This is a genomic window from Rhizobium sp. P38BS-XIX (assembly GCF_012641435.1).
Classification (GTDB): domain Bacteria; phylum Pseudomonadota; class Alphaproteobacteria; order Rhizobiales; family Rhizobiaceae; genus Rhizobium.
Genome location: NZ_JABAIJ010000013.1, coordinates 137603 through 164443 on the forward strand (window position 1 = coordinate 137603; position 26841 = coordinate 164443).

The 26841-nt window shown below is 58.4% G+C and carries 23 protein-coding genes; 13 read left to right on the forward strand and 10 right to left on the reverse strand.

The window, feature by feature from the left end:
• Positions 1-29: 29 nt before the first annotated feature.
• Complete coding sequence (locus HGP17_RS29370; RefSeq protein ID WP_168814744.1) at positions 30-2108, forward strand: bifunctional diguanylate cyclase/phosphodiesterase; 2079 nt, start codon at positions 30-32, stop codon at positions 2106-2108.
• Positions 2109-2599: 491 nt separating this feature from the next.
• Positions 2600-3274 (forward strand): transglutaminase-like cysteine peptidase, encoded by a 675-nt coding sequence (locus HGP17_RS29375; RefSeq protein ID WP_168814746.1) that lies wholly within the window; start codon positions 2600-2602, stop codon positions 3272-3274.
• Here HGP17_RS29375 and HGP17_RS29380 read toward each other — a convergent pair.
• Entirely contained in the window at positions 3262-3567 is a 306-nt protein-coding gene (locus tag HGP17_RS29380) for a hypothetical protein (RefSeq protein WP_246704279.1), read from the reverse strand. The genes HGP17_RS29375 and HGP17_RS29380 overlap by 13 nt on opposite strands.
• Before the next feature lie 237 nt (positions 3568-3804).
• Between HGP17_RS29380 and HGP17_RS29385 the strand changes: the two genes are divergently transcribed.
• On the forward strand, positions 3805-4773 hold the full coding sequence (locus HGP17_RS29385) for a DUF1402 family protein (RefSeq protein WP_168814810.1): 969 nt from the start codon (positions 3805-3807) through the stop codon (positions 4771-4773).
• Between the two features lie 58 nt (positions 4774-4831).
• On the opposite strand, the gene HGP17_RS29390 is transcribed toward HGP17_RS29385, so the two are convergent.
• Positions 4832-5959, reverse strand: a complete 1128-nt coding sequence (locus tag HGP17_RS29390) for an ROK family transcriptional regulator (protein WP_168814750.1) — start codon at positions 5957-5959, stop codon at positions 4832-4834.
• 186 nt (positions 5960-6145) lie between these two features.
• Between HGP17_RS29390 and HGP17_RS29395 the strand changes: the two genes are divergently transcribed.
• Positions 6146-7015, forward strand: coding sequence for a glycerophosphodiester phosphodiesterase family protein (locus HGP17_RS29395; RefSeq protein ID WP_168814752.1), 870 nt, complete (start codon positions 6146-6148; stop codon positions 7013-7015).
• A gap of 142 nt (positions 7016-7157) precedes the next feature.
• On the opposite strand, the gene HGP17_RS29400 is transcribed toward HGP17_RS29395, so the two are convergent.
• The 7 genes from HGP17_RS29400 to HGP17_RS29430 form a co-directional block, all read right to left on the reverse strand.
• Entirely contained in the window at positions 7158-7613 is a 456-nt protein-coding gene (locus HGP17_RS29400) for an RpiB/LacA/LacB family sugar-phosphate isomerase (protein ID WP_168814754.1), read from the reverse strand.
• 10 nt (positions 7614-7623) lie between these two features.
• On the reverse strand, positions 7624-8394 hold the full coding sequence (locus tag HGP17_RS29405; protein ID WP_168814756.1) for a triose-phosphate isomerase: 771 nt from the start codon (positions 8392-8394) through the stop codon (positions 7624-7626).
• Positions 8391-9167, reverse strand: a complete 777-nt coding sequence (locus HGP17_RS29410; RefSeq protein WP_168814758.1) for a DeoR/GlpR family DNA-binding transcription regulator — start codon at positions 9165-9167, stop codon at positions 8391-8393. Before HGP17_RS29410 ends, HGP17_RS29405 begins: the two co-directional genes overlap by 4 nt.
• Before the next feature lie 117 nt (positions 9168-9284).
• Entirely contained in the window at positions 9285-10223 is a 939-nt protein-coding gene (locus HGP17_RS29415) for a sugar-binding transcriptional regulator (RefSeq protein WP_168814760.1), read from the reverse strand.
• A 126-nt stretch (positions 10224-10349) separates the two neighbouring features.
• Positions 10350-11282, reverse strand: coding sequence for a TIM barrel protein (locus HGP17_RS29420; RefSeq protein WP_168814762.1), 933 nt, complete (start codon positions 11280-11282; stop codon positions 10350-10352).
• A 29-nt stretch (positions 11283-11311) separates the two neighbouring features.
• Positions 11312-12823, reverse strand: a complete 1512-nt coding sequence (locus HGP17_RS29425) for a glycerol-3-phosphate dehydrogenase (protein ID WP_168814764.1) — start codon at positions 12821-12823, stop codon at positions 11312-11314.
• Between the two features lie 69 nt (positions 12824-12892).
• Positions 12893-14443, reverse strand: a complete 1551-nt coding sequence (locus tag HGP17_RS29430) for an FGGY-family carbohydrate kinase (RefSeq protein ID WP_168814766.1) — start codon at positions 14441-14443, stop codon at positions 12893-12895.
• A gap of 876 nt (positions 14444-15319) precedes the next feature.
• On the opposite strand from HGP17_RS29430, the gene HGP17_RS29435 reads away from it, so the two are divergent.
• The 9 genes from HGP17_RS29435 (at position 15320) to HGP17_RS29475 (ending at position 26526) form a co-directional block, all read left to right on the forward strand.
• Entirely contained in the window at positions 15320-15976 is a 657-nt protein-coding gene (locus HGP17_RS29435) for a DUF2291 domain-containing protein (RefSeq protein WP_168814768.1), read from the forward strand.
• Entirely contained in the window at positions 15973-17517 is a 1545-nt protein-coding gene (locus HGP17_RS29440; RefSeq protein ID WP_168814770.1) for a sugar ABC transporter ATP-binding protein, read from the forward strand. Before HGP17_RS29435 ends, HGP17_RS29440 begins: the two co-directional genes overlap by 4 nt.
• Positions 17518-17539: 22 nt before the next feature.
• Complete coding sequence (locus HGP17_RS29445) at positions 17540-18592, forward strand: ABC transporter permease (protein WP_168814772.1); 1053 nt, start codon at positions 17540-17542, stop codon at positions 18590-18592.
• Positions 18593-18690: 98 nt separating this feature from the next.
• Positions 18691-19638 (forward strand): D-ribose ABC transporter substrate-binding protein, encoded by a 948-nt coding sequence (locus HGP17_RS29450; protein ID WP_168814773.1) that lies wholly within the window; start codon positions 18691-18693, stop codon positions 19636-19638.
• A gap of 253 nt (positions 19639-19891) precedes the next feature.
• A complete protein-coding gene (locus HGP17_RS29455; RefSeq protein ID WP_246704284.1) occupies positions 19892-20647 on the forward strand; it encodes a DeoR/GlpR family DNA-binding transcription regulator in 756 nt (251 codons plus the stop codon).
• Positions 20648-20700: 53 nt separating this feature from the next.
• Positions 20701-22230, forward strand: coding sequence for an FGGY-family carbohydrate kinase (locus tag HGP17_RS29460; RefSeq protein WP_168814777.1), 1530 nt, complete (start codon positions 20701-20703; stop codon positions 22228-22230).
• A gap of 60 nt (positions 22231-22290) precedes the next feature.
• Positions 22291-24033 (forward strand): glycerol-3-phosphate dehydrogenase/oxidase, encoded by a 1743-nt coding sequence (locus tag HGP17_RS29465; RefSeq protein WP_168814779.1) that lies wholly within the window; start codon positions 22291-22293, stop codon positions 24031-24033.
• A 201-nt stretch (positions 24034-24234) separates the two neighbouring features.
• Complete coding sequence (locus tag HGP17_RS29470; protein ID WP_168814781.1) at positions 24235-25371, forward strand: mannitol dehydrogenase family protein; 1137 nt, start codon at positions 24235-24237, stop codon at positions 25369-25371.
• Positions 25372-25512: 141 nt separating this feature from the next.
• Positions 25513-26526 carry a zinc-binding alcohol dehydrogenase family protein gene (locus tag HGP17_RS29475; RefSeq protein WP_168814782.1) on the forward strand — a complete coding sequence of 338 codons (1014 nt, stop codon included), beginning with the start codon at positions 25513-25515 and terminating at the stop codon, positions 26524-26526.
• Between the two features lie 106 nt (positions 26527-26632).
• Here the strand turns inward: HGP17_RS29475 and rfbC are convergent.
• A partial coding sequence (gene rfbC / locus HGP17_RS29480) for a dTDP-4-dehydrorhamnose 3,5-epimerase (protein WP_168814784.1) occupies positions 26633-26841 on the reverse strand: 209 nt, incomplete at its 5' end.

Genomic DNA, 26841 nt, shown 5'->3' on the forward strand with positions numbered 1-26841 from the left:
TTCTTCTCGGCAAATTCAGGATTCTCTGCGTGCGCGTCCTATCATGCATCTTCACGGAACATAGTCTTTGGCTGGTTCTTCTTGCGGCGTTTGTCTGCGTCAGCGGCGGATGGATAACGCTCAATCTTTTGGAGAGAGCAGAGAAAACCTACGGGCTTCAGCGCGGCGGCTGGATTTTCCTGACCGGTGTCGCGGCGGGTTCCTCGATCTGGTGCACCCACTTCGTCGCGATATTGGCTTATGAGGTTGGCGCTCCTGTCGCGTTTGATCCGATCCTGACGATGGTATCGTTTCTTCTGGCGGTCGCCGGATGCGCCGCCGGTTTCTCCGTCACTCTTTCCCGGCTGCCAAGGATCGCGCCGGAAGTGGGCGGCGCAATTGTCGGACTTGCCGTAACGACTATGCACTATACCGGCATGATGGCTTATCATGTCGACGGTATCGTGGAATGGAACGTAAGCTATGTCGTCGCCTCCGTGTCGCTGTCGGTCGGATTCTCCGTGCTGGCGCTCAATCAGGCGGTCCGTCGTCCATGGCGCTTCGCCGCGGCAGCGGCATTGCTCCTTTTTGTTCTCGCAGTGATCTCGCTGCATTTTACCGCGATGACCGCCGTGTCCGTAACGCCCTTGGCAACCGGTGCGGGGATCATCGACTCCTATGCGCTGAAAGCCATGGCCGTCGCGGTCGCAGGTGGGGGAATGTTGATCATCGGCACCGGCGTCGCCAGCTATATGATTGATGAACGCGCCTCGCGCGATTCCATTCAAAAGCTGCAACACATGGCTCTCAACGACCTGCTGACCGGCCTGCCCAATCGCAGCAGCTTCAGCGACTATCTCGACAGGGAACTTGAACATGCCAAGGAAGATGACACGAAGCTCGCGGTCATCGGCATAGATCTTGATCGCTTCAAGGAGATCAACGATCTACGCGGTCACAAGGCCGGCGATCAGGCTCTCAAGATCATTGGCCGTCGGCTCCTGCGCCTGATCAGGGATGGCGAATCCGTTGCCCGCGTCGGCGGAGACGAATTTGCCGCCGCAAAGCGGTTCCGCAACCAGAGCGAACTTTTGGATTTCGTGGCCCGGCTCGAAAAAATGCTGTTCGAGCCGATCCGCATCGACGACTTCGAGTTAGCAACAGGGGCCAGCATCGGTGTTGCCATCTATCCCGATGACGGCAACGATCAGGAGCGCCTGATCAGCAATGCCGATCTGGCCATGTATCGCGCCAAAGCCGATGTTGCTCGCGCGGTCTGCTTCTACGAATCCAAAATGGACGAAGCGGCTCGCGCCCGTCACACGCTTGCGCAGGACCTTCGCCGCGCAGTCGAACTCGATCAACTCGATCTGCATTATCAGGTGCAGACTTCTGTGCAAACCGGCGAAGTCTGCGGCTATGAGGTCTTGCTGCGTTGGAACCATCCGGAACGAGGTCCGGTGCCGCCTTCGGATTTCATCCCCATAGCGGAAGAAAGCGGCACGATCCTCGTTATCGGCGAATGGGTCCTTCGAACCGCCTGCAAGCAGGCCGCCTCGTGGAAAAAGCCGTACAAGATCGCCGTCAATCTATCGCCCGTGCAGTTTGTTCACGCCGATCTTGCCAAACTGATCCATTCGATCTTGCTCGAGACGGGGCTGTCGCCATCGAGACTTGAGCTGGAGATCACAGAGTCGACCATCATCGCCGACAAAAATCGCACGTTGCATGTCCTGCGGCAGGTGCGGGCGCTGGGAGTTACCATTGCCATCGACGATTTCGGGACAGGATATTCCTCGCTCGACACCTTGCGCTCGTTCCCCTTCGACAAGATCAAGCTTGATCGTTCCTTCATGAGTGAGGTCGATAAAAGCATCCAGGCAAAAGCGATCGTTCGAGCCGTCCTGACCCTTGGCAAGAGCTTGGAAATACCGGTTCTGGCTGAAGGCGTTGAAACCAATCATCAGCTGGAAATCCTTCGCGTCGAAGGCTGCGACGAGGCGCAGGGCTTCTTCCTTGGCAGGCCCAAGCCCGTCGGCCAGATCTTCCAGACAGAACCGGCTTTTGCCGACGATGTCTCCAGCACATTCTCCGGCCGCCTCCCGCCACAGCGTATGCGCCGACGTTAGACTCACCGAGGCGTCAAACAATCAGCAAAAGGGTCGGCGGTTGCCGATCCTTTTTGCTTTTCCTCGTTCCGCCAAAGGCACGCATCAGCTCCGCAAAACCGCACTGTATGCGGCAACGAAAGGCGAGCCGAGCTGACTTCTGGCGTGATCAACGCACGAATATCCCCTGACTTCATGGCCAAACCGGTGGGCCGCCCAGTCGCCTCGCCATAGAGATCCAGATTCAGAGTAAGCAAACAATGAACACGTCAAGCCTGCTTAGGAAAAACCCACATATCATTGAAAAATAATAGTTTTCTTGCTGATGTCCGGTTTTTAGGGCATCCATTGGCTGAGCACCTGCAAGACTGGATTGCGCCAACGACACCCTACGTTGCAGCATATGGTGCGCGGCGGCGGCGAAAAACGCAGCTTCGCTAAAATGCGAATAATCTTGTTCCGAATAAATTTGAGCGCCTCGGATTTCATGGCTCCAAATCATGGAGCCAAGTATGCGTTCGTTTCTAGTCGCTGCAAGCTTTCTCTTCGTCGCCGGGCTGTTGTTCTCGACGGCGACAACTGCAAAACCCGTCGTCAACACGGCAATCGTCAACACGCATCAATTTGCGAATGTTGTTGCGGATGCCAGCGTGCCGGTCGGCTGGGCGACCTTTTGCAAGGCTCAGCCCTCCGAGTGCGTTCAAAGCCAAAGGAGCGACGAGTTTGTCACGATCGATCGCGAGCGTTGGACGCAGCTGCAGCAGATCAACGCCCTCGTCAATCGCGAGATCCAGGGCGTTGGCGATAACGACCACTACGGCATCTACAAGATGGGCATCATCAACTGGTGGACCTATCCCGACGACGGCGCCGGCAATTGCAACGATTATGTCATCCTGAAAAAGAAGCTGCTGATCGAGGCCGGCTGGCCGCGCTCGGCTTTGCTGTTGACGGTCGTTCTCGACAAGCAAAATGAAGGACATCTCGTCCTTATGGCGCGCACGAACAATGGCGATATGATCCTCGACAACCTGTCGGACACGATAAAGGGCTGGGAAGGAACCGGCTATACCTTTATCAAGCGCCAGTCAGCCGATGATCCGAACAGCTGGGTCAGGCTCGAATCCGGCCGCACGCCGGAAGAGCTTGCAATGATCAGCAAGGCGCTCGCTTCTCATTCACAGTGATTGGCAGACCAATAGGTATCGACGAGAGCTTTACCGTCCTGATCGAGTATGGCGAAGTCGCCGGGCACGACCACAAAGAAGCGCTCCCCATGTCTATCGCCCTCGCCTGCCAAATGAGAGTTTATATCGACCCGGCCGCAGACAACGAAGCCCGGCATCCGCTCACTGGACTTCGCACTCAATATATGAACCGCTGACGGCGGTACGTCGATCCGTCTTCTGACGGCCGCCGTTGCAAGGGCCGTAACATCCGCCATGGTCGGCAGCGCCTCGCCGGGCGCAGCTGCAAGCAAAATACTTCCTGCGACAACAAGATGATTCAACGGCATCCTTTCAAGCCCGCGGTGCAAACATAACCGCGAGAACTCGCCGCGGCAGCATTGGCACCCGCCTTTGCAGCCGGAGGCTGATATGCCGCAAGTTTATTGTGATTCGTGGGCCGGAAGAAGCGCCTGCCCTTGCCTTCGTAGCGTGTTCGCGTATGAAGATCGTCCCCGTGCCGGGGAATAGTTTTGAAAGTCAACTTGCGAATGCGTACAAGCCTGTCGAAAATCCTGGCACTCGGTCTTTTCCTCGTTGCGGCCCTTGCAAGCGCCTCATTTGCGCGCGAGCTAGTACGCGTGCCGCCCGGCAATCGTAATAGCGAGCAGCCGCCAATACCGAACACCTCGGCGCTGCGGGTAAAGGCGTTCAATACGACCTACGAAGACAAGTACCAGAAGATCGTCAGCGTTCTTCGGGATGACAAGGATTTGATGGCATCGATCACGAAGGCAGCCCAAGCCTATCAGATCGACCCTATTCACATTGTCGGCGCGCTTGTCGGTGAGCACACCTACAACATCACCATCGTAAACCGCGTAAAGTCCTATTACGTCAAGGCGCTTGCCTATTCTCAGGCCGATTTCAAGTTCAGCTACAAGGACATGACTGTTCAGTCCTTCCTGAAAAGGCCGGAATTCGCGCATTGCGACGCCTTTACCGGTAGCGCTCAATTGTGGGAATGCCGCGACGAAACCTGGGATCAAAGCTTCCGCGGCAAGATCATCGACGGCGTTACTTACGAAAACATGACGTTTCAACGGGCCTTCTTCCAGCCATTCTTTGCGGGCCAAACCTTTGGCCTTGGCCAGATCAGCCCACTGACGGCGCTTGAAGTCACCGATCTCGTTCACGCCACCAGTGGCTTGTCCAAGCTTTCCGTAGACGATCCGCAGGCAATTTACCGCGACATCATGGATCCGGATCGCAGTGTGATCTATATCGCCGCGATCGTCAAAGACGCCATGGATGCCTATCGCGATCAGGGCTTTGATATATCGGATAATCCCGGCCTGACCGCGACGCTCTACAATGTCGGGCAGCCCCGGCGACGTGCGCTTGCCTTGCGGCAGGCGGCCGATGCTGCCGGCGGCAAGAAGCTGCCGGAAGAAAACTACTATGGCTGGCTCGTGAACGATCGCTTGACGGAGCTTCGCGGATTGCTCGGAGAGCATTAAACGCAAGACGCGAAGGCGTTGAGCCGCTGCCTGTGTCGGCTCCACAAACGAGGCAAAATCACAAGAAATAGCGGAATTTCAGCGGAAGCAGCGCAGCGCCGATGGTGCTCGCATCGCCCTTGGTCTCGCTAAGAACCAGCCGCGGACCTAACGGGGCAACACCATAGCGATGCTTACGCTGCGATGGCACGCGGGCACGAGAGATCATCATTCGCCCAAGTTCCGGTGGGATTTGGCCGCCAAATACGATCGCCTGTGGATCAAGCACGCCGGTAAGCGTTGCAATCAAACGATCCAGCATTGGCATAGCCTCGGAAAGCCAGTCCTCCACACCTGGCCACGATGGATCGAAGTTGTGCTTCAGCTCCTCGATCGACCTGATGTCGACGCCCCTGTCGCGCAACAATCGGATCAGATACTGCAGCGCCGGACGTCGCGGAGATTCATCGGGGTTATAGATGACGCTGAACTCACCAGCATTGCCATGGAATCCCAGATATGGCTTGCCCTCCAACACGAGACCGCCACCAAAGCCATAATTGAACGACAGATATGCGAAGGTCTGGCACCAGCGTCCAGCCCCGCGAAGGCTTTCCCCGATGGCGCCGGTCGTCGCGTTGTTCTCCAGCCATGCAGGCAAGGCGAATACATCCTCAAGCTCTGGCTGCAGATCGATCAGGGACCAGTCTCTTAAAGGCTCCGGCGCATTGAACCGCCTGTCATCGCCAACGAAAAAACCGGACATGGCAAAGCCCAACCCGATCAGCTTCTGACGTGATAATCCATGGCGTTCCAGGATGACGTTCAATTCTGCCGCTAGAAGGGAAAGCGTTTTGCGCCGATCGTCCGGCACCCCTTTGATCGTTTTCTGATCGACGACATCGCATCCGAAGTCCGCAAGCGAAATGGTGACGGCATCGGTATTGACCGAAATGCCGACGGAGAAGGCGGACTGCCTTGCCAATTCGATGGTGGGGCTCGGCTGTCCGCGCGCACCCTTCAGGGGTGCACCAGCACGCAGCAAACCTCGCGAAATCAACGATTCGACCAATCGATGAACGGATTGCTGCGTCAGGTTGGTGTGTGTGGTGATCGTCGCACGCGCGATCGGCTCATGGCGGCGGACGATATCGAGGATAAGGCGCTCGTTTTCAGTCGCTAGCGGGGATTTCTCAAGCGCTGCCATGAATATTGATCTCGATCCTTTGATCATCGCCTTAGCCTGTCAGATCGAAGCTCGCAAGCAGGCCATAAATTCATCGTCATCAGGCTCGTCACAAATATTACACTTTATGTGTATTAATGATAATGCGTTACCGATGTCGAATGAGTCCCATCCGCCTGAAAGACAATTTTCACGAAAGCCGTCTCCATGCCCAGCCAGAATGCCGCCCTCTCCGCACGGACCTGCGATATCTTCGAGCTCCTGTCACGCAGCAATCCCGATATTCTCACCATCGCCCACCGCGGCTTATGGTCCGCCGCACCGGAAAATTCGCTCGCGGCGATCCGGGCTGCCGCTGAAATCGGGGTGGAGTTCGTCGAGATCGATACCCAGTCGACCGCCGATGGGCACCTCGTCGTCATTCACGACAAGACACTCGATCGCACGACAACAGCTCAAGGCATCGTCGGCGCCAGCAGCTTTGCTGCAATTCGCGATGCCCGCTTGCGTGTCGGCTCGGGAGGTACGGCGGCGGCGGCAAGCGATGAACGTGTACCGACCCTGGAAGAGGCTCTCGAAGAGGCCCGCGGGCGGATCTTCGTCAACATCGATACGAAGTTTCCGGATCAGTTGCCGATGGTGATTGCGGCCGTGCGACGGCTCGGCGCTGAAGATCATGTGATCATCAAATCGGACGTCCAGCCGCAAAGCGGCAGCTTCCCGGTTCTGAACGAGGATTGGTTCGGCTCCATTCCGCACATGCCCATGTTTCGCGTCCGGCCTCAGAAATTCGCGGATGATCTGCGCATGATCGAGCCGTTGCGGGCGCCCATGATCGAAGTCAAGTTTGCCGATATCGCCGATCTTGCCGCGGGTCGCGAGGAACTGGATCGCCAAAATATCCGCTTGTGGATCAATACGCTCGACGTCTCCCACAATCTCGAGTTCAACGACAGCCGCGCGCTCAAGGATCCTGACGGCGTATGGGGTGCACTCATTGCGGCCGGCGTCGGTGCGATCCAGACCGACACCAACGTCGAATTCAAGCAGTGGTTGGCTAGCCGCGGCGCAAAATAACAGCCGCTCACATTCGTTGCGAAAGACAGACAAGCCCGGCCAATCTGAAGTGATCGGCCGGGCTTGCTGCGTCTTGGGAGACTGGCCTTTGAGCGGTTCGGTTTTCGTCGAAACTCTGAACCGCTTTGGCTCTTTGCGTTTACTAGCGAGCGTTGTACTTCGCGTCGACTTCGTTGATGGCTTTGACATTTCCGGCCGAACGACCGTTTTCATCGAATGTCTGCACCAGGAAGGCGTCGGCAATGGCCTTGGCAAGTTCGGGGCCGATGACGCGGGAACCCATCGTGATGATCTGAGCGTTGTTCGACAGCGCGGCGCGCTCCGCCGAATAGGTGTCGTGCGTCAAGGCTGCGCGGATACCCGGCACCTTGTTGGCGGAAATACTGACGCCGATCCCAGTACCGCAGACAAGGATCGCCTTGTCGTAAGTACCATCGAGGACGCCGGAAGCGACGCGATCCGCCAGATTGGCATAAAAATCATCCGGGCCGTCCTCAGTGCGCGAGACTTCGCTCACCTCGTAGCGATCCTTCAGATGGTCTGCGAGCACCTTTGCCAGGCCTTCGCCCGCGCTGTCGCCTGCAATAGCAAGTTTCATGATAGTCTCCTTAGAGTTTGGCGGCGCACTTGGCCAGAATGTCGAGATAGCCTTCGACCTTCCAGGCGGAGCGCCCGATGAAAAGCCCGTCTACGTTCGGGCAGGATATGAGTTCTTCACAGTTCTGCGGATTGACCGATCCGCCGTAGAGGCATGGAATCTTGTGGCCGAGCACTGTCTCGGCGACTGCGATGATCTCCGCCTGACGCGCGTCGGCATACGACGGCTCAGCGGGAATTCCCTTTTCGCCGATCGCCCAGACCGGCTCATAAGCCAGAAGGATTTGCGCGTGCTTCTGCTTATCGGAAAGCTTTGACAGCGCGCCAACGACCTGCTCGCTCAGGATCTCCGTCGCGCGACCGCTTTCGCGATCGCTCAGGGTTTCGCCGATGCAGACGAGCGGGATCAGGCCGTGGCGAACAGCCGCCTCGGTCTTCAGACCGACAGTCTCATTGGTCTCTCCGAAATACTCGCGGCGCTCGGAGTGGCCGAGCTCCACGATATCGAGATTACAATCGTTCAGCATCAACGGGGAGATCTCCCCCGTCCAGGCCCCCTGATCGGCCCAATGCATGTTCTGAGCGCCGACGTTGACCGAGGTTTCGGCCAGGATTGACTTTACCTCCCGCACAGCGGTGAAGGGTGGAATGACAAACCGCTGAATGCGCCCATCCCTTGTTGCATCGGCAGCCTTCAATGCTTCAGCAAAGGCGCGCGCCTCGGCCAAAGTCTTGTTCATTTTCCAGCTCGTGCCGATCCAGTAGCGAGGGGTCTCTGTCATGTCATATCCTGGTTGGAGGCGATGGTAAGGGCGATACCGTCATGACCGAATTGCTCGAGAATATCGGCATCTGGGGCGCGATCGGTAATCACTGCGTCGAAAGCGGTCAGATCGGCCATGACATGCAACGCCGTGTGCCCGATGCGCTGATGGCTGACGAGCAGGCAGCTCCTCCTGGCCGAGGCAAGCATCGCGCGTTTCGTGCGAACAACATTGTCGTCCATGTGATAGGCGAGCCGACCGGAAATCGCTGGCGTCGACAGGAAGGCGATGTCGGCGCGCAACCGCGACAATGCCTCTTCCGTCACGACACCCAAAAAGGCGTTAAACTTGGCGGAATAGATGCCACCCAGCGCAATCAGCGTGATGCCGCTTTCGTTCTTCATGCGATCGATGATCGCCGCATTGTTGGTAATCAGTGTCAGCGGCCGTTTTTGCAAAAGCATCTCGCCGAGAACGGCGGCCATCGAGCCGTCATTGATCATGACCGTCATGCCGGGCTCGACCAGCTCCAGCGCCGCGCGCGCCATGGCAATCTTTTCATCATGACCCTGACGTTCGCGGAAGCGGAAATCGCTTTCGAATTGCGTGCCGGCGTCGATTGTCGCACCACCGCGGACCTTGCGCAGGACACCGGCCTGCTCGAGATCATCGAGATCGCGATGAATGGTCATCTTCGACACAATGAAACGATCGGCCAGATCGTCGAGGTCGACGGTCTTGTGCTCGACAAGCAGATTGATGATCGATTGCTGCCGCTCTTCCCGCTTCACCTTGCAACCCCGACTGTTGTGCAAATGGGCTTAGACAAGATATAACACTAGTATCTCTCAATTCAACATTATAATTGTGATATTGATATGAAATGGCATGTTATCACATGATTGTTGTTATGTTTCCATGAGGGCGCGAGCAGTTCTCTCATCCGTGATCAGGCCATAGAGACAGCCGCTCTTCAGAACCGCGCGAATGGCCTCCACCTTCGGAAGTCCACCTGAGAGCGCCACAAGCCGTTCCTTCTTCGAGCGTGGCAACGAGGCCGAAAGCGTACGTGCCGAAAGCGTCGTCTCAATGATGTTGCCCGCGCCATCGAAGAAGTGCCCGAGAATTTCACCGACGCCGCCGGCGGCCGTGACTTCCTTGATCTCGCGTGGCTCTACCATACCCGACAGCACGAGTTGGGCGTCGGTATCGACGGTACCCAGACCGACAAGTTTGAGCTCGGCGCCGTTTGCGAGATCGAAGACCTCCTTCACACCGCGCTGCGCCAGCAGCACATCCCGATCCTCGCGCGTGTTGGCGAAAAACGGCACGGGCATCACATGCGCCTGCATTCCTGTCTTTTCGGCAATACGATGCATGACGTCGTAGGGATTGGCGGCATAGTTTCTGGTGAGGCCACCCAGCAGCGAGACGAAACGCAACTCCTTGGCGCTGACGCGCGACAGATGATGGACCGCTGAAGACAGCGTTCGACCATGACCAAGGCCAATCACCTTGTTGTTGCCGCTTTCGATTTCGCGCCGAAGAAATCCGGCGCCTGCTTGGCCGAGGGCCCGAAATTCGAACCCTTCCTCGCCGAGATCGGGGGCTACCTCGCAATATTGCAGACCAAAGCGCGCAGCCAGCTCGGTTTCAAGTTCGACGCACTCGACGATATCGCCGTCGATCGTCACCTTGACAACGCCTTCGGCAACCGCGCGGGCGATCAGACGGTGCGCTTTGACGGAGGGGACACCGAGGCGTTTCGCCACCTCGGACTGCGTCAGTCCCCCTGCATAGTGTAACCAGGCCGCTCGCACGGCGAGCGAAGCATCCGCATCCGTCATCGACCGTTTCCCTTCTTGTTGTCACACATATGATACCGCCTGCCTCCCGTTGGTCCCGATCGAGTGTCGCCGACATCACCTCATGATTGATTTGGCTGCGAAACGGGGACTCAGTTGCCTCTGCGGTTAGATATGCAAGTCACTGACGCCGGTGTCGATATGAGGCGCCCAGAAGGCGACACTTTCGGCAATCTGCGCAACGACCTGCCGATCGTTCGGATCGCGTTCCTTGAACGAGAGTTCAAGGCAGATTTCATTGTCCTTTGCGCCGCCCTGATTAAACGCCTCAAGCAACGGCGCCGGCTGTATCCTGCCTTTAGCGTTGAATTCGGCGGTGAACGGCCGATGGCCGCCCTTATCCATCAGGCTCTGCTTGATGTGGATGATCGGTGAAACCTTGGGGACGGCACGAGCCCAGGCATAGGGGTCATAATCATCGGGATCGCTTGACGTGACGTCGCCATGGTCGATATCGGCCATCATCCACATCGGGATCGCAAACGGCGCCTTCGTAAGCCTGTCCTGCAGAGCCAGGGACGACTCGATGGTTTCGCCAAATTCGCGGCCGACGCTCATCGGCTCCCAGAAGATATAGGACAATCCGGCCGACTTCGCGTGTTCGGCCACCTCACCCCAGCAATCGATGGCAATCCGGATCAGCTCTTCGCGCCGCGCCGGATTGTCATAATCCCTATATGTGAAAATCGCGAACTGTGTGCCGACTGAATGGCCGCCGAGATCGGCTGTGATATCGGCAAATGTCTTGAACCAGTCGACGTAGTAGCGCCGAACGTCCTTGTCCGGATGACCGAAATGATTGAGCCGCCCGTAGGGACCCGTCATGCCTGAAGTGACACGAACGCCAGTGCGCCGCATCGCTGCCTGCATGTCACGCGTCAAGCGGCGGATCACCGGTGCCTGCCAGCTAGGGTTAATGAACTCATGCGTCAGCTGCAAATCGCGAATACGCAGATCGCGCGCAGTTGTCTCGATCACATCGGCGGGTTCGGCAAAGCGGTTCACCAACGGGTTTGTATTCAGCGAAAGGGTCAAGGGCATGGATCTGTTTCCCGGCAATGATCGATGGTTCAGGCAGCAAGCGCCAGCTCGGCGTCGAACCAGGCCGAAAACGCCGCTTTCTCCTCGGCTGTCATACCCAGCCCTTCCTTTGTGCGGCGCATAAGCACATCTTCCGCCTTTTGCGCCCATTCGGAAGTCGCCAGATAGCGAGCTTCTGCCTCATAGAGGTTGCCGCCGAAATGGCGTCCAAGCCCCACCAGCGAGGTGGCGTCGCCGACGATCTTTTTCGTCCGCGACCCGTAGAGATGGCCGTAGTGGTTGATCAGGTTGCGCGGCATCCAGGGGTACGCGGTGCGCAACGAATCGACGAAAGCCACGTAGTCGGCATTGGGAATCTCGCCACCCGGAAGCGTGGCGCTGCGGGTCCAATCGTTACCCATGTTCGGAAAGAATCGGGCAAGCTTCTGCATGGCGTGTTCCGAAAGTTTACGGAAGGTCGTGATCTTGCCGCCGAAGACGTTGAGAAGCGGAGCGCCGCCGGTCTCGTCAAGATCGAAGACATAGTCCCGCGTCACGGCAGATGGATTGCCCTTGCCGTCATCAAACAGTGGCCGCACGCCGGAAAAACTTTCCAGCACATCCGAACGACGCAGCTTTTCCTTGAAGTAGCGATTGACGGCGGCGATCAGGTAATCGATCTCCTTCTCCTCGGCGCTGACTTCTTCGGGTTTGCCTTCATAAGGAATGTCGGTCGTTCCGATCAGTGCCTTGTCGCCCTCGTAAGGGTTGATGAAGATCACGCGCTTGTCGTGGTTCTGGACAAGGTAGGCCTGTTGTCCATTCCAGAATTTCGGAACGATGATATGGCTGCCCTTGACGAGGCGGACGCTACGGCTGCTGTTTGAGCCGGCAACACGGTTGATGATGTCGTTTACCCACGGTCCGGATGCATTCACGAGAGCCTTGGCGCGTACCGTGCGAACCTCGCCCGATCGCTGGTCGCGCATCTGGACGGTCCACACGCCCTGATCGCGACGTGCGCTGATGCAGGCAGTGCGTGTCAGGATCTGCGCTCCCTTTGCGGCAGCATCCAGCGCGTTCAGAACGACGAGACGGGCGTCATCAACCCAGCAGTCAGAATATTCGAACCCTTTCGAATATTGGTCGAGGATCGGGGCACCCTCCGGATCGCGATGAAGATCGAGCGAGCGGGTTCCTGGCAACTTCTTGCGGCCGCCCAAGTGATCGTAGAGGAACAGGCCGAGACGCACGAGCCAGGCAGGGCGATCCGTCGGGCTATGGGGCAAGACGAAACGCATCGGCCAGATGATATGGCTTGCCGAATTCAACAGGACCTCGCGTTCGATCAGCGCCTCGCGAACCAGACGAAACTCATAATATTCAAGATAGCGCAGGCCACCATGCACCAGCTTGCCCGAGCGCGAAGAGGTTCCTTCGGCCAGATCGCCTTTTTCGCACATCATGACGGAGAGGCCGCGACCGGCCGCATCACGGGCAATGCCGGCGCCGTTGATGCCGCCGCCGATCACGAAAAGATCCAGGATTTCGGGTTCACTCATGTCATGCTCCTTCGGATGCCCTTGGCATCATGAAATCAAACTGTATGAACGGCGCCACGCGCTGCTGGGTTAGTGCCCGGCGAGCTTCTCCCAGGCGGGCGCGATCGCTTCTCGTACGTCCTTGTAAGCGTCAAACAGGCGGTCATAACGCTCGGCATCTTCTGCGCTCGGCGCTTCGGCTTCACCCAGCAGCGGCGTCACCCATTCAGCGATGCAGCTATCCATGTCGGGGTAAACACCGATTGCGACGGCGGCCATCATCGCAACGCCGGCAGCCCCCGCCTCTTCGCGATCAGAAACTCTGACCGGCGCCCGCACAGCGGCCGACAGCGAGCTGCGGAGCGCGCGAGACCGTGCCGCGCCGCCGGTTATGCGCAATTCCGAGGGCATGTCGCCCATGGCCGCGTAGCAATCGCGCGTCGCCATGCCGAGCCCCTCGACGACTGCCCTCAACATGTCGGCAAAGCCATGTCGCGTGGAAAGTCCGGTAAAGCCCGCACGGGCATAAGCGTTTACGAACGGGCCACGCTCGCCTGCCTCCGAAATATACGGATGATAAAGGAGGTTCGTCGGGCGCGTTTCGGCCAGCCAGGCATCGATACGCGGAATGAGATCCGAATAGGAGACTTGACTGCCGCCTGCCGACATCAAATCGGCCGCAATCCGCAATATCCAGTCTATATTAATCGTCGCGCCCATGTTGGTTTGAACCTGGGTCACGATGCCAGGGATGGGCAATGCGATGACGTAACCGGTGTTCTCATCGTTGAGCTGAACATCAGGCACCGCCTTTGCCCGCATATGGACACCAGTCGAGCCAATCGTCGAGCAGGCCGCATTCTGGCCACCGGTGCGAACGCCCGCGCCGAGCGCCGTCATGACCATATCCACATAGCCGAGGCACACCGGCGTGCCGGCGCGCAATCCGGCGGCTCGCGCCGCTTCGTCCGTCAGCGGATGACTGATCTGGGTGCCATCGATGATCTCAGGCAAAAGGGAACGTCGACGCGCCAGCCCCAGAGCCTCGATCACGACCGGATCGTATTGGCGATTGCGGAAATTCCCGAACGTAAAGCTCGCCTCCGACGGATCCGTGGCGCGAATGCCCGTCAGGTTCAGATAAAGCCAGTCCTTGCAATGCAGCGACGCTTCTGCGCGGTCGAGAAATTCCGGCATGAACCGATCCATATGAGCAAGCTGCGCACCTTGCTGGCAGGTATTCAACCCCGTCCCCGTCGCCTCGAAACGGGCACGATCATCGGGGCCGCCGCTCAAGCGCATCACGGTCGGCGCCGCGCGGGCGTCAAGCCAGAGCCATGCATCTCCGACGGGCGCATTGTCGGCACCGACAAGCCAGGTGCCATCGCCCTGCCCGGTGACGGCAATCGCTGCCGTGCGGGATGCCAGACCTGGAACCTTGTCTCCCAGGCCGCGCAAGGCGCTGACACAGTCCAGCCAGGTTTGATCCAGCGACTGCGTGACGGAGCCGTCGTCTCCGGTCTGATATCGATTTCGCGCCGACGCCGATGCGATTTGCCGACCGGATAATTCAAAAGCGACCGCCTTCAGAACAGACGTTCCGGCATCGATCCCGATGATAATTCCGCCAGTATCAGGCATTGCGCGCCAACCCCACCATCACACGCCACGAAAACGCGGCGCTCTCATTCATCAAAACCATACCAATCCCTCCCGGCGAGACACTCAGGAAAAGCTCCACCCCGAGTCGCACGCAGCACGATCCGATAAGAAGGCCGATACAAACACCAGCCGCACTCGATCGGAAACGAGTCACCGGATTCTATACGACAACATTCTCAATCGCGATGCGCGACTTATAACATAGAGATATCACACTTGCAGTAAAATTTTTCTGGTATTGTAATTTTTTTCAGCTAGAATGATTGCCAGTCACGGATTTTGTACACTGCGATGGAATCCGCAAGGAGGTGACAAAGAGAGGCTAAAACACACCGTTTTCTTCGCGTCCAAATCGTAGGCGAGCCGCAGTCTTTCATGTCAACTAAGTGATTTATTGCATATATATCATATGCTTATTTCACTTATTTCATAAAAATCTTGTTTTTGACTGCAGACCATTGCGCGGGCATCAGCACGCCTGTGGCGGACTGCGCAACAATGTGAGCGAACCTATCGATCAAAACGCTGGGAGCCGTTTAAAATATGATAAATGGCGATTGACAGGCTCCAGAATTTATAACATATGAAATACAGTTATTAACACAATTCTATCACAGCGACTTTCTGTGCGGAGGCGCTGTCGAACTGAAAAGATGACCGGAGGAGACGGTCATCTGGTCTTTAGAGGAGGCTCCTGATGTTGAACTTCCATTCCGGTCGCAACCCTCGGCAAAGCCGAGCGAAGCGTATCCGCGTGCCCCGGCACGGGATGCCCGCTTGCTAACGCCCTTATTGGCGCAAGACCTCTCCCTCTCCATCAGGCAATCCGGCTGACATGCCGAAGGTCGTTTGAACATGAATACGCAAACTCAATACGCAACCGCCAAGCCAACCGGCTCCAAACTCAAGATCGTCGCGGGCATCGCTGCCGTCGTCATCGTGATCGGCGCTATTGCCGCCGACACCAAGGTGGTCAAGATCGGCTCCGACCACGATGTGCGTGAACAGGGCTTCCAGCCGGAAACCTATGGCGCCCAGGAATTCCCGAAGGTCCTGGCCGATGTCGAGAAGCGCGCTGTCGATGCGGTAACGCTTGCCAACGCCGCACTGGCGGACAAAAAGGCGGCGGGTGAAAAATATGGGGTTGCGACGACCACCGGTCCTGTCCTGCCCGTCACGTTGACGGGGACATTTGGCGACCGCAAGGCCAATTTGAACGAATTCAAGGTCGAAGGCATGCCTGACGGCATCACCGTTCGCGTACAGACCGGCCCGGCGATCAACGGCACGGACCTGCGTGACGCGACCGGCAAGATCGAGTTCGGCCAGTTCACCAATCAGATCGAATATCAGGATGCCGGTTCCGCCATCAATAACGAGATGAAGAAGGCGACACTCGGCAGCATCGACCCAGAGAAGCTGACAGGCAAGAGCGCGACAGTCGTCGGCGTCTTCAAGCTTATCAACCCGAAGAACTGGCTGATCACTCCTGTAAAGGTCGACGTGAAATGAGCCAGGCGCTGGAAAAAGAGGCTGGTACCGGCGAAGTTGTCCTTGCCGCCCGTAACATCGCAAAATCCTACGGCAACGTGCACGCGCTGAAGGGCGTCAATTTCGACATTCGCCGCGGCGAAGTCACTACCTTGTTCGGTGAGAACGGCGCCGGCAAGTCGACGCTGATGAAGATCCTGTCCGGCGTCATCCAGCCGAGCTCGGGCGAGATCGTTCTCGATGGCGCGCCGATTTCTTTCGCCTCCTCGACCCATGCCCGCGCCTGCGGCATTTCCATCATTCACCAGGAATTAAGTCTGGCGCCGAACTTGAGCGTCCGCGACAACATCTTCATGGGTCGCGAGATCATGAAGGGCGGCGTGGTCGATTTCGCGGAGGAAGAGCGTCAAACACGTGCGCTGATGGAAGAGCTCGAAGAGCATATCGATCCGCTGACGCCCGTTGAGGATTTGCGCCTCGGTCAGCAGCAGATCGTCGAGATCGCCCGCGCGCTTTCGGTCAATTCCCGCATCCTCATCATGGACGAGCCGACATCGGCGCTGAGCGCCACCGAGGTGGAAGTCCTGTTCAAGGTCATTCGTGACCTCACCGGCCGCGGCGTGTCGATCGTCTATATCTCGCACCATCTTGAAGAGGCGCTGCAGATTACCAACCACGCCGTCGTGTTGCGCGACGGTAATATGACCGCCTATGCCCAGCGCAAGGACATCGACCTCGAGTGGATCGTCCGCAACATGGTCGGTGACAATTTCGACCTCGGCAGCCCGCCGAGCGGGCACAAGATGGGTGACGTCGCGCTCAATATCGAGAGCCTCACCGTTCCAGGTCCGGCCGGCGCTGCCTATAACGCAGTTGATCAGATGTCCCTTCAGGTCCGTGCAGGCGAGATCGTCTGCATCTATGGACTGATGGGGGCCGGGCGCACTGAACTGCTCGAATGCGTGGCCGGCCGCCTGAAGGCGAGCGGCGGACGTGTGCTGCTCGGCAATCTGGACGTTGGCGGCCTCAGCATCGCCGGGCGTATCGCCCAGGGCCTGGTGCTCGTGCCGGAAGACCGTCAGCGCGACGGCCTTGTCCAGACGATGACCGTCGGCTCCAATCTGTCGCTTGCCAGCATCGGTGCCTTTACCAAGGGTCTTTTCACCTCAGGCGGCCGCGAGCGTTCGCTGGTCAATGACTCGATCCGCAAGGTTCACATCAAGACCGATGGCGGCGAAGCGGCGATCGGCTCGCTTTCCGGCGGCAACCAACAAAAGGTCGTCATCGGTAAAATGCTGGCGACGCAGCCGAAGGTCATCCTGCTCGACGAGCCAAGCCGCGGTATCGACATCGGTGCCAAGGCAGAAGTCTTCAAGCTTTTGGCGGAGCGTGCCAAGGAAGGTCTGGCGGTGATCTATTCGACGTCGGAAGTCGCCGAGTGCCTCAGCATCGCCCATCGCATCATCGTCATGCACCGCGGCAAGATCTCTGCCGAATTCGGTCCCGACGTCCCCAAAGAAAAGATCATGGCCGCCTCGGGCGAAGCAGTGGTCGCGCACTAGCCGCATTCATGGAGCACTGATTATGTCAGTCACGAACATTACCGATAAAAAGCCAATTGCGAACGGACAGCGGCGAAACTTCAGCCTCGTGCGGTTGATCCTCGAAGGACGAGCCTTCTTCGCGCTGATCGTCATCATCGCGGTCTTCTCGTTCCTATCGCCCTACTACTTCTCGCTCAGCAACTTCCTGACGATGGCCTCGCACGTCGCGATCTTCGGCATCCTCGCCATCGGCATGCTGCTGGTCATCCTCAACGGCGGCATCGACCTTTCTGTCGGCTCGACGCTCGGTCTTGCTGGTTGTATTGCCGGCTTCCTGATGCAGGGTGTCAACCTTTCGAGCTTCGGCGTCATTCTCTACCCGCCGGTTTGGGCTGTCGTGGTGCTGACCTGCGTACTCGGCGCTATCGTCGGCGCCGTCAACGGCGTGCTGATCGCCTATCTGCGTGTTCCAGCCTTCGTCGCATCGCTTGGCGTGCTCTATGTCGCTCGCGGCGTCGCGCTGTTGATGACCAACGGCCTCACCTACAACAACCTCGGCGGCCGCCCGGAACTCGGCAACACCGGCTTCGATTGGCTTGGCTTCAATCGCCTCGCCGGAATCCCGATCGGCGTCATCGTGCTTGCCGTGCTTGCCATCATCTGCGGTCTGGTGCTCAGCCGCACCGCGTTTGGCCGTTGGCTCTACGCTTCGGGCGGCAACGAGCGTGCCGCCGATCTTTCCGGTGTTCCGGTCAAGCGGGTGAAGGTTCTCGTCTATGTATTTTCGGGCGTCTGCGCCGCTATCGCCGGCCTCGTCCTGTCGTCGCAGCTGACCTCTGCCGGTCCGACGGCAGGTACGACCTACGAGCTGACAGCAATCGCGGCGGTCGTGATCGGCGGCGCAGCCTTGACCGGTGGCCGCGGCACGGTTCGCGGCACCATGCTCGGTGCCTTCGTCATCGGCTTCCTGTCGGACGGCCTCGTCATCATCGGCGTATCCGCATACTGGCAGACCGTCTTTACCGGCGCTGTCATCGTGCTCGCCGTGCTCATGAACAGCATTCAGTACGGACGCCGCACGAAGTCCAGCTGAGGCTGAAAACGCACTTGTCACCGACCGGTGAAAATCGGTCGGCGAAAGAACCGCCGGTTCGCCGGCATCACCAGAGCTCATCAAAGGGAGAGAGACTAATGTTCAAAAAAGGTTTGCGCATCGTCATGGCAGCAGTTGCTGTGGCACCGCTTCTGACCGGAGCTGCATGGGCCGCCGGCCAGATCACCGTCATCGTCAACGACCCGTCCAACCCTTACTGGCTGACGGAAGGCAATGTTGCGAAGGCGACGGCTGAAAAGCTCGGCTACACCGCAACGGTCGGCGCGCACAAGGGCGACACCAACACCGAAAGCAACCTGATCGACACTGCGATCACCAACAAGTCCGTTGCGATCATCCTCGATCCGGCAAACGCCGACGGCTCCGTCGGTGCGGTCAAGAAGGCCGTTGCTGCTGGTATCCCGGTTTTCCTCGTGAACGCTGAAATCAACCAGGAAGGCCTTGCCAAGGCTCAGCTCGTCTCCAACAACGCTCAGGGTGCTGCTATTGGTGCTCAGCAGTGGGTGGAAGCCGTTGGCGACAAGGGCAAGTATGCCGAACTCTTCGGTTCTCCGTCCGACAACAATGCCGCCACGCGTTCGAATGGCTATGAAACCGTTCTGACCCAGTACCCGGACCTGCAGAAGGTTGCCAAGGAAGTTGCCAACTGGGACCGCACCCAGGGTCACAACAAGATGCAGTCTATCCTGCAGGCTCATCCGGACATCACCGGCGTAATCTCCGGCAATGACGAGATGGCGCTTGGTGCAATTGCTGCTCTCAAGGAAGCCGGCAAGCTTGCCAACGTGAAGGTCGGCGGCTTCGACGGTTCGCCGGACGCTGTTGCTGCCATCAAGGCTGGCGAACTGCAGTACACGGTTCTGCAGCCGGTTGCCGTCTTCTCGGAAGAAGCCGTCAAGCAGGCCGACAGCTTCATCAAGACCGGCAAGACCGGCGCCAAGAGCGAAAAGCAGCTGTTCGATTGCCTCCTGATCACCAAGGACAATGTCGACAAGTACACCGCGCCGTTCGTCCTCGCGCAGTAATGACATCGGGGGCGCCCGACACGGCGCCCCTACCCTTTTTGCCGATCCATCTGGCATCATGGGAAACTTACAATAATTCTCGTAGAGAACTGTTTTTATATTATTTTTCCTTAGTACGCATTCGATGCGGCAACATCATCCGCAAGACAGAGCGTCAGAGGCCAACGTGACAGACAAGCCAAGCCCCGTATCCTTTCTGCAAGACGAGCTGCCGACCGATAGTCGTCACTCCCGTCAGATCGCCCGGCGTCAGATGCTCGCCGAGGCCGTGATGGCGGAAGGCTCCATGCGCATCGAGGATCTGACGGAGCGGTTCGGCATCAGCCTGATGACGGTCCACCGCGACGTCGACGAGCTGGTTAGCCGGGGTCTGCTGCGAAAGACGCGCGGCATCGTGACGGCAACCGCAACGAGCCTGATCGAATCCAGCGACGTCTACCGCGCCAATCGACAGGCAACGGAAAAGAAGACGATTGCAGCGGCCGCCATGCAGTTCATCGAGCCCGGCCAGGCGGTTTTCCTCGACGATTCAACCACCGTCCTGCAGATGGCTTCGCAGTTGCCGGCCAAGGTGCCTCTGACCGCCATTACAAATTCGCTGACATTGATGAACGCGCTGAAGGATATGCATCACGTCAACCTTCTGGCGCTGGGTGGCCAATATTATAATTGGTGCAACGCCTTCATGGGGCGCATGACCATCAACGAGATCAATCGGCTGCGAGCGGACGTTGCCTTCATCTCGATGTCGGCAATCATCGACGATGTCGCCTTTCATCAGTCACCCGAAATCGTCGATATCAAGCGCGCAATGTTCGACAGCGCCGCCAAGCGCGTGCTGCTGACCGACCACACGAAGTTCGATCGGCGCGCGCTACATAGTTTCGCGCATCTCAGCGAGTTTGATGTCGTGATCGTCGACGAAAAAATAGCGCCCGCTCATCTGGAGCGCATGCAGAGCAAGAACATCAATGTGGTCGTCGCCAAAAGCGACAGGGAGCGATCCTGACGGCAAGCCCTGAGCGGGCAGCCTGGGATCCTTCGCCATCGGGAGTAGCATGAATGCCGAGCCTTCTCGGAATAGACAGCGGTCTGACCGTCACCAAGGCGGTTATCTTTGATATCGATGGTACACCGCTTGCCGTTGCGCGCCGTCGCGTAACACAATTCATGCCCAAGCCCCGCCATGTCGAGCGCGATATGGACGAATTGTGGGACCGGACGGCCGACGCAATCGCCGAGGCGATCCAGTTAAGCGGCCGCCCCGCAAGCGACATACAGACGATCGCTGCGACGGCGCACGGCGACGGCATCTATCTGCTTGATAGGGCAAAGAAGCCACTTGGACGCGCCATTCTATCGCTCGATAGCCGCGCCGGCTCGGTGGTCGATCATTGGCTGAACAGCCCGCTTGCCGAAGAAGCCCTTGCACTGACCGGTCAGCTGCCGCACGTCTCGGCTCCCTCGGCGTTGCTGGCCTGGATCAAGACCAATGAAGCGGAACGCTTTGCCCAAATCGGCCACATCTTGAGCTGCAAGGACTGGCTGCGCTTTTGCCTGACCGGCATCGCCGGCACCGACCGCACCGAGGCCAGCACCTCCTTTACCAACGTATCGACACAGGACTATGCGCCGGACGCACTGAAGCTTTTCGGCGTGGCCGAAGTGACCGACGCGTTGCCGAAGGCCTCGCGCTCCGACGAGGTCGTTGGTCATGTGACGCAGGCCGTGGCGAAGCGCACGGGTCTCGCCGAAGGCACGCCGGTCGTAGCCGGTCTGCATGACGTCACGGCCTCTGCCCTTGGCGCTGGCGGTTACGCATCCGGTGTCGTTGCCGTTATTGCCGGCACTTATTCGATCAACGAAACGCTGTCCTCGAAGCCGAGCGTGGACGGCCGCTGGTTCTGCCGCAATGCCATTGCGCCCGGCCAATGGAACAACATGTCGATCTCGCCGGCCTCCTCAGCGAATTACGAATGGTTCCTGGATAAGCTCTGCGCCAGCGATATCGCAAACGCCGAGGCTGCAGGGCAATCGATCCATGCTCTTCTGGCTCCGGAAATCGAGGCGGCGTTCGATCGCCCATCGAGTGCGCTATTCCATCCTTATCTTTTTGGCTCTCCCTATGGGGCTTCGGCAAGCGCCAGCTTTTTCGGTCTTGGCGGCTGGCATGATCGCGGCGATATGCTGCGGGCCGTTCTGGAAGGCATCGCGTTCAATCATAAGATTCATATCGATGCCCTAAGCGACGGTTTTTCTTTTAATAAAGCGAGATTGGCAGGCGGCGTGTCGCGCAATCCGATGGTCGTGCAGATGTTTGCAGACGTGCTGGGCATGCCTGTCACCGTCACGGAGACGGATGAAGCCGCGGCCTGGGGCGCGGCGCTTTGTGCCGGTGCCGGCATCGGCGCGTATGTAAGCGCCGAGAGCGATCCTCGCGACATCGGCAAAATTGCCAAGACATATCTGCCGGATTCTGCCCGCAACGCCGACTATCGCATTCGATACGATCTCTTTCGCGACATCGCAGACACCATGGCGCCGCTCTGGCCGCGGATCGGCGCGCTCTCAACACAACACTCCCAAGACTAGACAGACAATTGCGCCGCGCGGACAGGCTCCAGCGCGGCAGTTCAGCAGGACGATGATGTTATGACCGATATGGCCGCCGATCTGAAACAACGCTTCTCGCAACTTCGAGACGGAGACGTCGATGTCGTCATCATCGGCGCCGGTGTCAATGGTGCAGGACTGTTTCGCGACCTATCTGTACAGGGCGTCAACTGCCTGATCGTCGACAAATCAGACTTTGGCGCAGGCGCAAGTGCGGCGCCATCCAGACTGATCCATGGTGGCTTGAAATATCTGGAAACGGGTGAATTCGGCCTCGTAGCTCAATCGGCGCTCGAGCGAAACCTGCTACTGAAGAACGCGCCGCACTGCGTGGAAGCGCTTCCGACCTTTGTTCCGATCTTCTCCTGGACGCGTGGGATATGGGCGGCCCTTCGCACCCTGACCGGCTCGACCACAGCGCCTCGAAGCCGCGGCGCGCTGCTCGTGAAAATCGGACTTGCACTCTACGACTTCTTCGGATCTCGCAACCGCGTCATGCCTCGCCACAGGTTTCTGCTCAAGCGCCGTGCGCTCAAGGAAATGCCGCATGTGACCCCTCAGATCGTTGCCGGTGGCATCTATTACGATGCAAAAATCAGCCGGCCCGAGCGGCTGGTCTATGAACTGGTCGGTGATGGGTTGCGCGCCAACCAGAAATCCCTGGCGGCGAATTCTACCAATCTCGTATCCGCTACAGATGGCGTGCTTACCTTCCAACGCTCGGATGGCTATGCGTTTTCGGTCAGGCCGAAACTGGTCGCCAACGCGGCGGGGCCGTGGATCGACCATGTCAACACAGCGCTTGGCGCACCATCCCATCTGATCGGCGGCACAAAGGGATCTCACATTCTGCTGGATCACCCGGAGCTGGTACGCAGTCTCAATGGCCACATGATCTATTTTGAAGCCGATGATGGCCGCATCTGCCTCGTTTATGGCTATCTCGGCCAAGCGCTCGTCGGCTCCACGGATATTCCCTGCGACGACCCCGATAACGTTCGATGCGAGGAGCCGGAGATCGAGTATTTCCTCGACAGTGTGCGCACGCTTCTTCCGAGCCTTCGTTTTGAACGCGATCAGGTAACCTATAGCTATAGCGGCATTCGTCCGCTGCCTGCGTCGGACGCCTCGTCCCCCGGCCTCATCAGCCGTGATCACTCAGCGCCGGTTGCGGAAGCCGAGGGCAGTCGCCCTTTCCCCGTGATTTCCCTGGTGGGCGGCAAGTGGACGACGTTCCGCGGCTTCGCCGAGGAAGTGGCCAACACCGTGCTGACGCGGCTGCAACGCACGCGAAGCATGTCCACCGAACGGTTGGCGATTGGCGGCGGACGCGACTTTCCAACCGCATCGAACGACCGCACCAGTTGGATCCGCTCAATCGCCGCGAAGACGAATACCGACGCAAGCAGAGTGGACGAACTGCTTGGCCGATACGGCACGACGGCCGGTGACATCCTCACCTTTAGCTCCCATTACGGCGACGGAGAGCGCATTACCGGTGCGCCGCGCCATAGCGCCCTGGAGATCGACTGGATCGCGAGACAGGAACTTGTCGTTCATCTCTCGGATATTGTCTTCCGGCGGACGACCCTGGCAATCGAGGGATTGCTGACCATGCAGGGATTGCGTGACATCGGAGAAATAGCGGCGGCAGCGCTGCAGTGGGATGCCAATCGGCTCGCCAAGGAGATCGACGAGGTCGTCGGCGCCCTTTCTAAATTTCATGGCCAGACACTTGCCGAAGAACGCCCGAGGCGCATGGCAAGTCCAGTCTCGCTCTGATTGCTGCCACGCCGATAGCTCGGCGGATGTTCCCCGTACCGTCAGCTTTGCGCGCCAACCGCACGCGCAAAGCGCTTGACGTCGACGCTAATCTGTTTTCTATAGATAAAAAACATTCAGCGCGGAGGATCGATGAGTGTATGGGGGTGAGGTAAACACACTGACAGTGCGATGCCGGTTTGAAGGCGCGAGGGCAACAGCGTGACCTCCCGCATCATCCAGTTTGGAACAAGCCGGTTCCTCCAGGCGCACGCCGCTCTTTTTGTCCACGAGGCCAGACAGGCTGGCCAGGATGCCGGCCCGATCACCGTCGTTCAGATATCGGGATCGAGCAGCAGAAACGGCCGTGTTGCTGCATTTGGCAAACCGGGAGGCTATCCAGTCGTCCTTCGCGGCATCTCTGCCGGACAGCCGGTCGATCACACGGTGAATGTCACCAGCGTCGAACGCGGCCTTTCGGCAACTGACGATTGGGATGAGCTATCGCGGATCTTCAGCACTGAAGCCGAATTCATCGTCTCCAACACCGGCGATACGGGATATCAAACGTGGCAGGATGAGGACCGTTTCGGCGTGACGGGACAAATTCCACGCTCGTTCCCAGCCAAGCTGGCGGCACTTCTCGTTAAGCGATGGCAGATATCAGGCCGGCCGTTGGTTATCCTCCCGTGCGAACTGGTGACGGGCAACGGCCTTGTCTTGAGGCAGGCCGTTGTCGACTGCGCCCAACAGAATGACGCGCCGACCGATTTTATGGTATGGCTCGACGCCAATGTCGCCTTCGCCGAGACGTTGGTTGACCGCATTGTCTCGGAACCAATCGAGCCGATTGGAGCGATTGCAGAACCCTATGCGATTTGGGCCATCAAGCGCGCGCCGGGCGTCCGCCTCCCTTGCACGCATGAGAGCATCGTGCTTACCGACAACCTTGAACCCTACGAGTGCCTCAAGCTGCACATCCTCAACCTTGGCCATACGTTTCTTGCCGAGATCTGGCAGAGGGAACACCGGCCTACCGATGAGACAGTTCGCCTTATTCTTGCGGATGTCGGCATTCGTGAACGACTGGATACGCTTTACAGAGATGAGGTCCTTCCGGGCTTCGCCGCGAACGACATGGCAAGTGAAGCGTCGGCTTATGTCGCAACGACGCTTGAGCGCTTTTCCAATCCCTTCCTTGAACATCGGCTTTCCGACATTGCTCAGCATCACCACGCGAAAGTCGCTCGCCGCATCCATGCTTTTCTCAAATGGGCAACCGCTGCAAACAGTTCTTCAAAGATGCCAGCCCTAAAGGAGCTCGCGGGCCGATATCCCCTTCAGGAAGCAGCGGTGTGACCCGATCCCAGGCAAATCGGTCAATAAGGCCAAGAGAGGCAACGATGCCTCTGAGCAACGGACATTAGCAACAGACTAATTGCGTCAGGCGTCTCCTATCATCAATTTACGGCAGCCAAGCCTCATCGAAAGTGCATCGTCATGAAAACTTTGATCTGTAGCGAACCGGGGCGGCTTTCCCTTATCGAGCGTGATGTCCCGACCCCGGCTGAAGGCGAGGTTCTGGTTCGCATCCGACGCGTCGGCATTTGCGGGACGGATTTTCACATATTTCAGGGCAAGCACCCCTTCCTTGAATATCCGCGCGTCATGGGCCACGAACTCTCGGGCACCGTCGAGAATGCCAATGGCTCCACGCGCCTGAAAAATGGCGACAACGTTTACATCGTCCCCTACATCGCCTGCGGCAAATGTGTTGCCTGCCGTCGCGGCATCACAAATGCATGCCAGAGCCTTGCCGTTCTCGGCGTCCATCGCGACGGCGGCATGACGGAGTTTCTTTGCGTGCCGGACGAGAACGTCGTCTCGGCCGGCAAGGCCAGTCTGGACGAGGCTGCCATGATCGAGTTCCTGGCGATCGGCGCCCACGGAGTGAAGCGCGGCGGCATAACAGCAGCGGATCGCGTTCTCGTCGTCGGCTCAGGCCCAATCGGCATGTCGGCCATTATCTTCGCCAAGGCGCGGGGTGCAGACGTCACCGTGATGGATATGCGCGAAGACCGCCTGGCATTCACCATCGCTTCCCTCGGCGCCGACCGCACGCTCCTCGCCAATCGCGAGGCGGAGGCTCAAGCAAAGCACCTCACCGACGGCGACTTTTTCGATGTGGTCATCGACGCAACCGGCAACTCGGCAGCCATGCAACGCGGCTTCAACTTCGTCGCCCACGGCGGCCGCTACGTTCTCGTCAGCGTTGTGCGCGACGACATCACCTTTTCCGACCCCGAGTTTCACAAGCGCGAAACGACACTCTTCGCCAGCCGCAACGCTCAGCCGGACGATTTTGCCGAAGTTGTCAAACAGATGGAGAATGGCCGGGTGCCAACGTCTGCGTTGAACACACACCGGGGTGACCTTAAAAACGGCGCGGAGCTCTTTACAGATTGGCTGAGACCTGAAGCGCAGGTTATTAAGGCGATACTTGAGATAAGCTGACGGAACCCGGCGATCCTGAAATCGAAAGATGGCAACACAGGCAATTGGTTGCGGAGGTCTGTTCTGTGAACATCACCGCCTCAAGAATGATAACGACTGCCTTCCATCAATCGAAGGTTTCTGCATCTTTCAGCAACGGCTGCCGTTGATCCTTCGGAGAAAGCACAGGTTGACTATCGAGCGTCCAATCGATGGCGATCTGGGGATCATCCCAGCGAATGCCGCGATCGCTCTCGGGCGCATAGTAATTGGTGGTCTTGTACAGAAACTCGACGTGGTCGGTGAGTGTCAGGAAGCCGTGGGCAAAGCCCTCCG

Bases quoted from the DNA above. Each gene is read 5' to 3' on its own strand.
- HGP17_RS29445 (WP_168814772.1), top strand. From the start codon at position 17,540: ATGTCAGTCACGAACATTACCGATAAAAAGCCAATTGCGAACGGACAG.
- HGP17_RS29460 (WP_168814777.1), top strand. From the start codon at position 20,701: ATGCCGAGCCTTCTCGGAATAGACAGCGGTCTGACCGTCACCAAGGCG.
- HGP17_RS29455 (WP_246704284.1), top strand. From the start codon at position 19,892: ATGCTCGCCGAGGCCGTGATGGCGGAAGGCTCCATGCGCATCGAGGAT.
- HGP17_RS29405 (WP_168814756.1), bottom strand. From the start codon at position 8,394: ATGACAGAGACCCCTCGCTACTGGATCGGCACGAGCTGGAAAATGAAC.
- HGP17_RS29425 (WP_168814764.1), bottom strand. From the start codon at position 12,823: ATGAGTGAACCCGAAATCCTGGATCTTTTCGTGATCGGCGGCGGCATC.
- HGP17_RS29475 (WP_168814782.1), top strand. From the start codon at position 25,513: ATGAAAACTTTGATCTGTAGCGAACCGGGGCGGCTTTCCCTTATCGAG.
- HGP17_RS29465 (WP_168814779.1), top strand. From the start codon at position 22,291: ATGACCGATATGGCCGCCGATCTGAAACAACGCTTCTCGCAACTTCGA.
- HGP17_RS29390 (WP_168814750.1), bottom strand. From the start codon at position 5,959: ATGGCAGCGCTTGAGAAATCCCCGCTAGCGACTGAAAACGAGCGCCTT.
- HGP17_RS29415 (WP_168814760.1), bottom strand. From the start codon at position 10,223: ATGACGGATGCGGATGCTTCGCTCGCCGTGCGAGCGGCCTGGTTACAC.
- HGP17_RS29440 (WP_168814770.1), top strand. From the start codon at position 15,973: ATGAGCCAGGCGCTGGAAAAAGAGGCTGGTACCGGCGAAGTTGTCCTT.
- HGP17_RS29385 (WP_168814810.1), top strand. From the start codon at position 3,805: ATGCGTACAAGCCTGTCGAAAATCCTGGCACTCGGTCTTTTCCTCGTT.
- HGP17_RS29435 (WP_168814768.1), top strand. From the start codon at position 15,320: ATGAATACGCAAACTCAATACGCAACCGCCAAGCCAACCGGCTCCAAA.
- HGP17_RS29450 (WP_168814773.1), top strand. From the start codon at position 18,691: ATGTTCAAAAAAGGTTTGCGCATCGTCATGGCAGCAGTTGCTGTGGCA.
- HGP17_RS29375 (WP_168814746.1), top strand. From the start codon at position 2,600: ATGCGTTCGTTTCTAGTCGCTGCAAGCTTTCTCTTCGTCGCCGGGCTG.
- HGP17_RS29420 (WP_168814762.1), bottom strand. From the start codon at position 11,282: ATGCCCTTGACCCTTTCGCTGAATACAAACCCGTTGGTGAACCGCTTT.
- HGP17_RS29400 (WP_168814754.1), bottom strand. From the start codon at position 7,613: ATGAAACTTGCTATTGCAGGCGACAGCGCGGGCGAAGGCCTGGCAAAG.
- HGP17_RS29395 (WP_168814752.1), top strand. From the start codon at position 6,146: ATGCCCAGCCAGAATGCCGCCCTCTCCGCACGGACCTGCGATATCTTC.
- HGP17_RS29430 (WP_168814766.1), bottom strand. From the start codon at position 14,443: ATGCCTGATACTGGCGGAATTATCATCGGGATCGATGCCGGAACGTCT.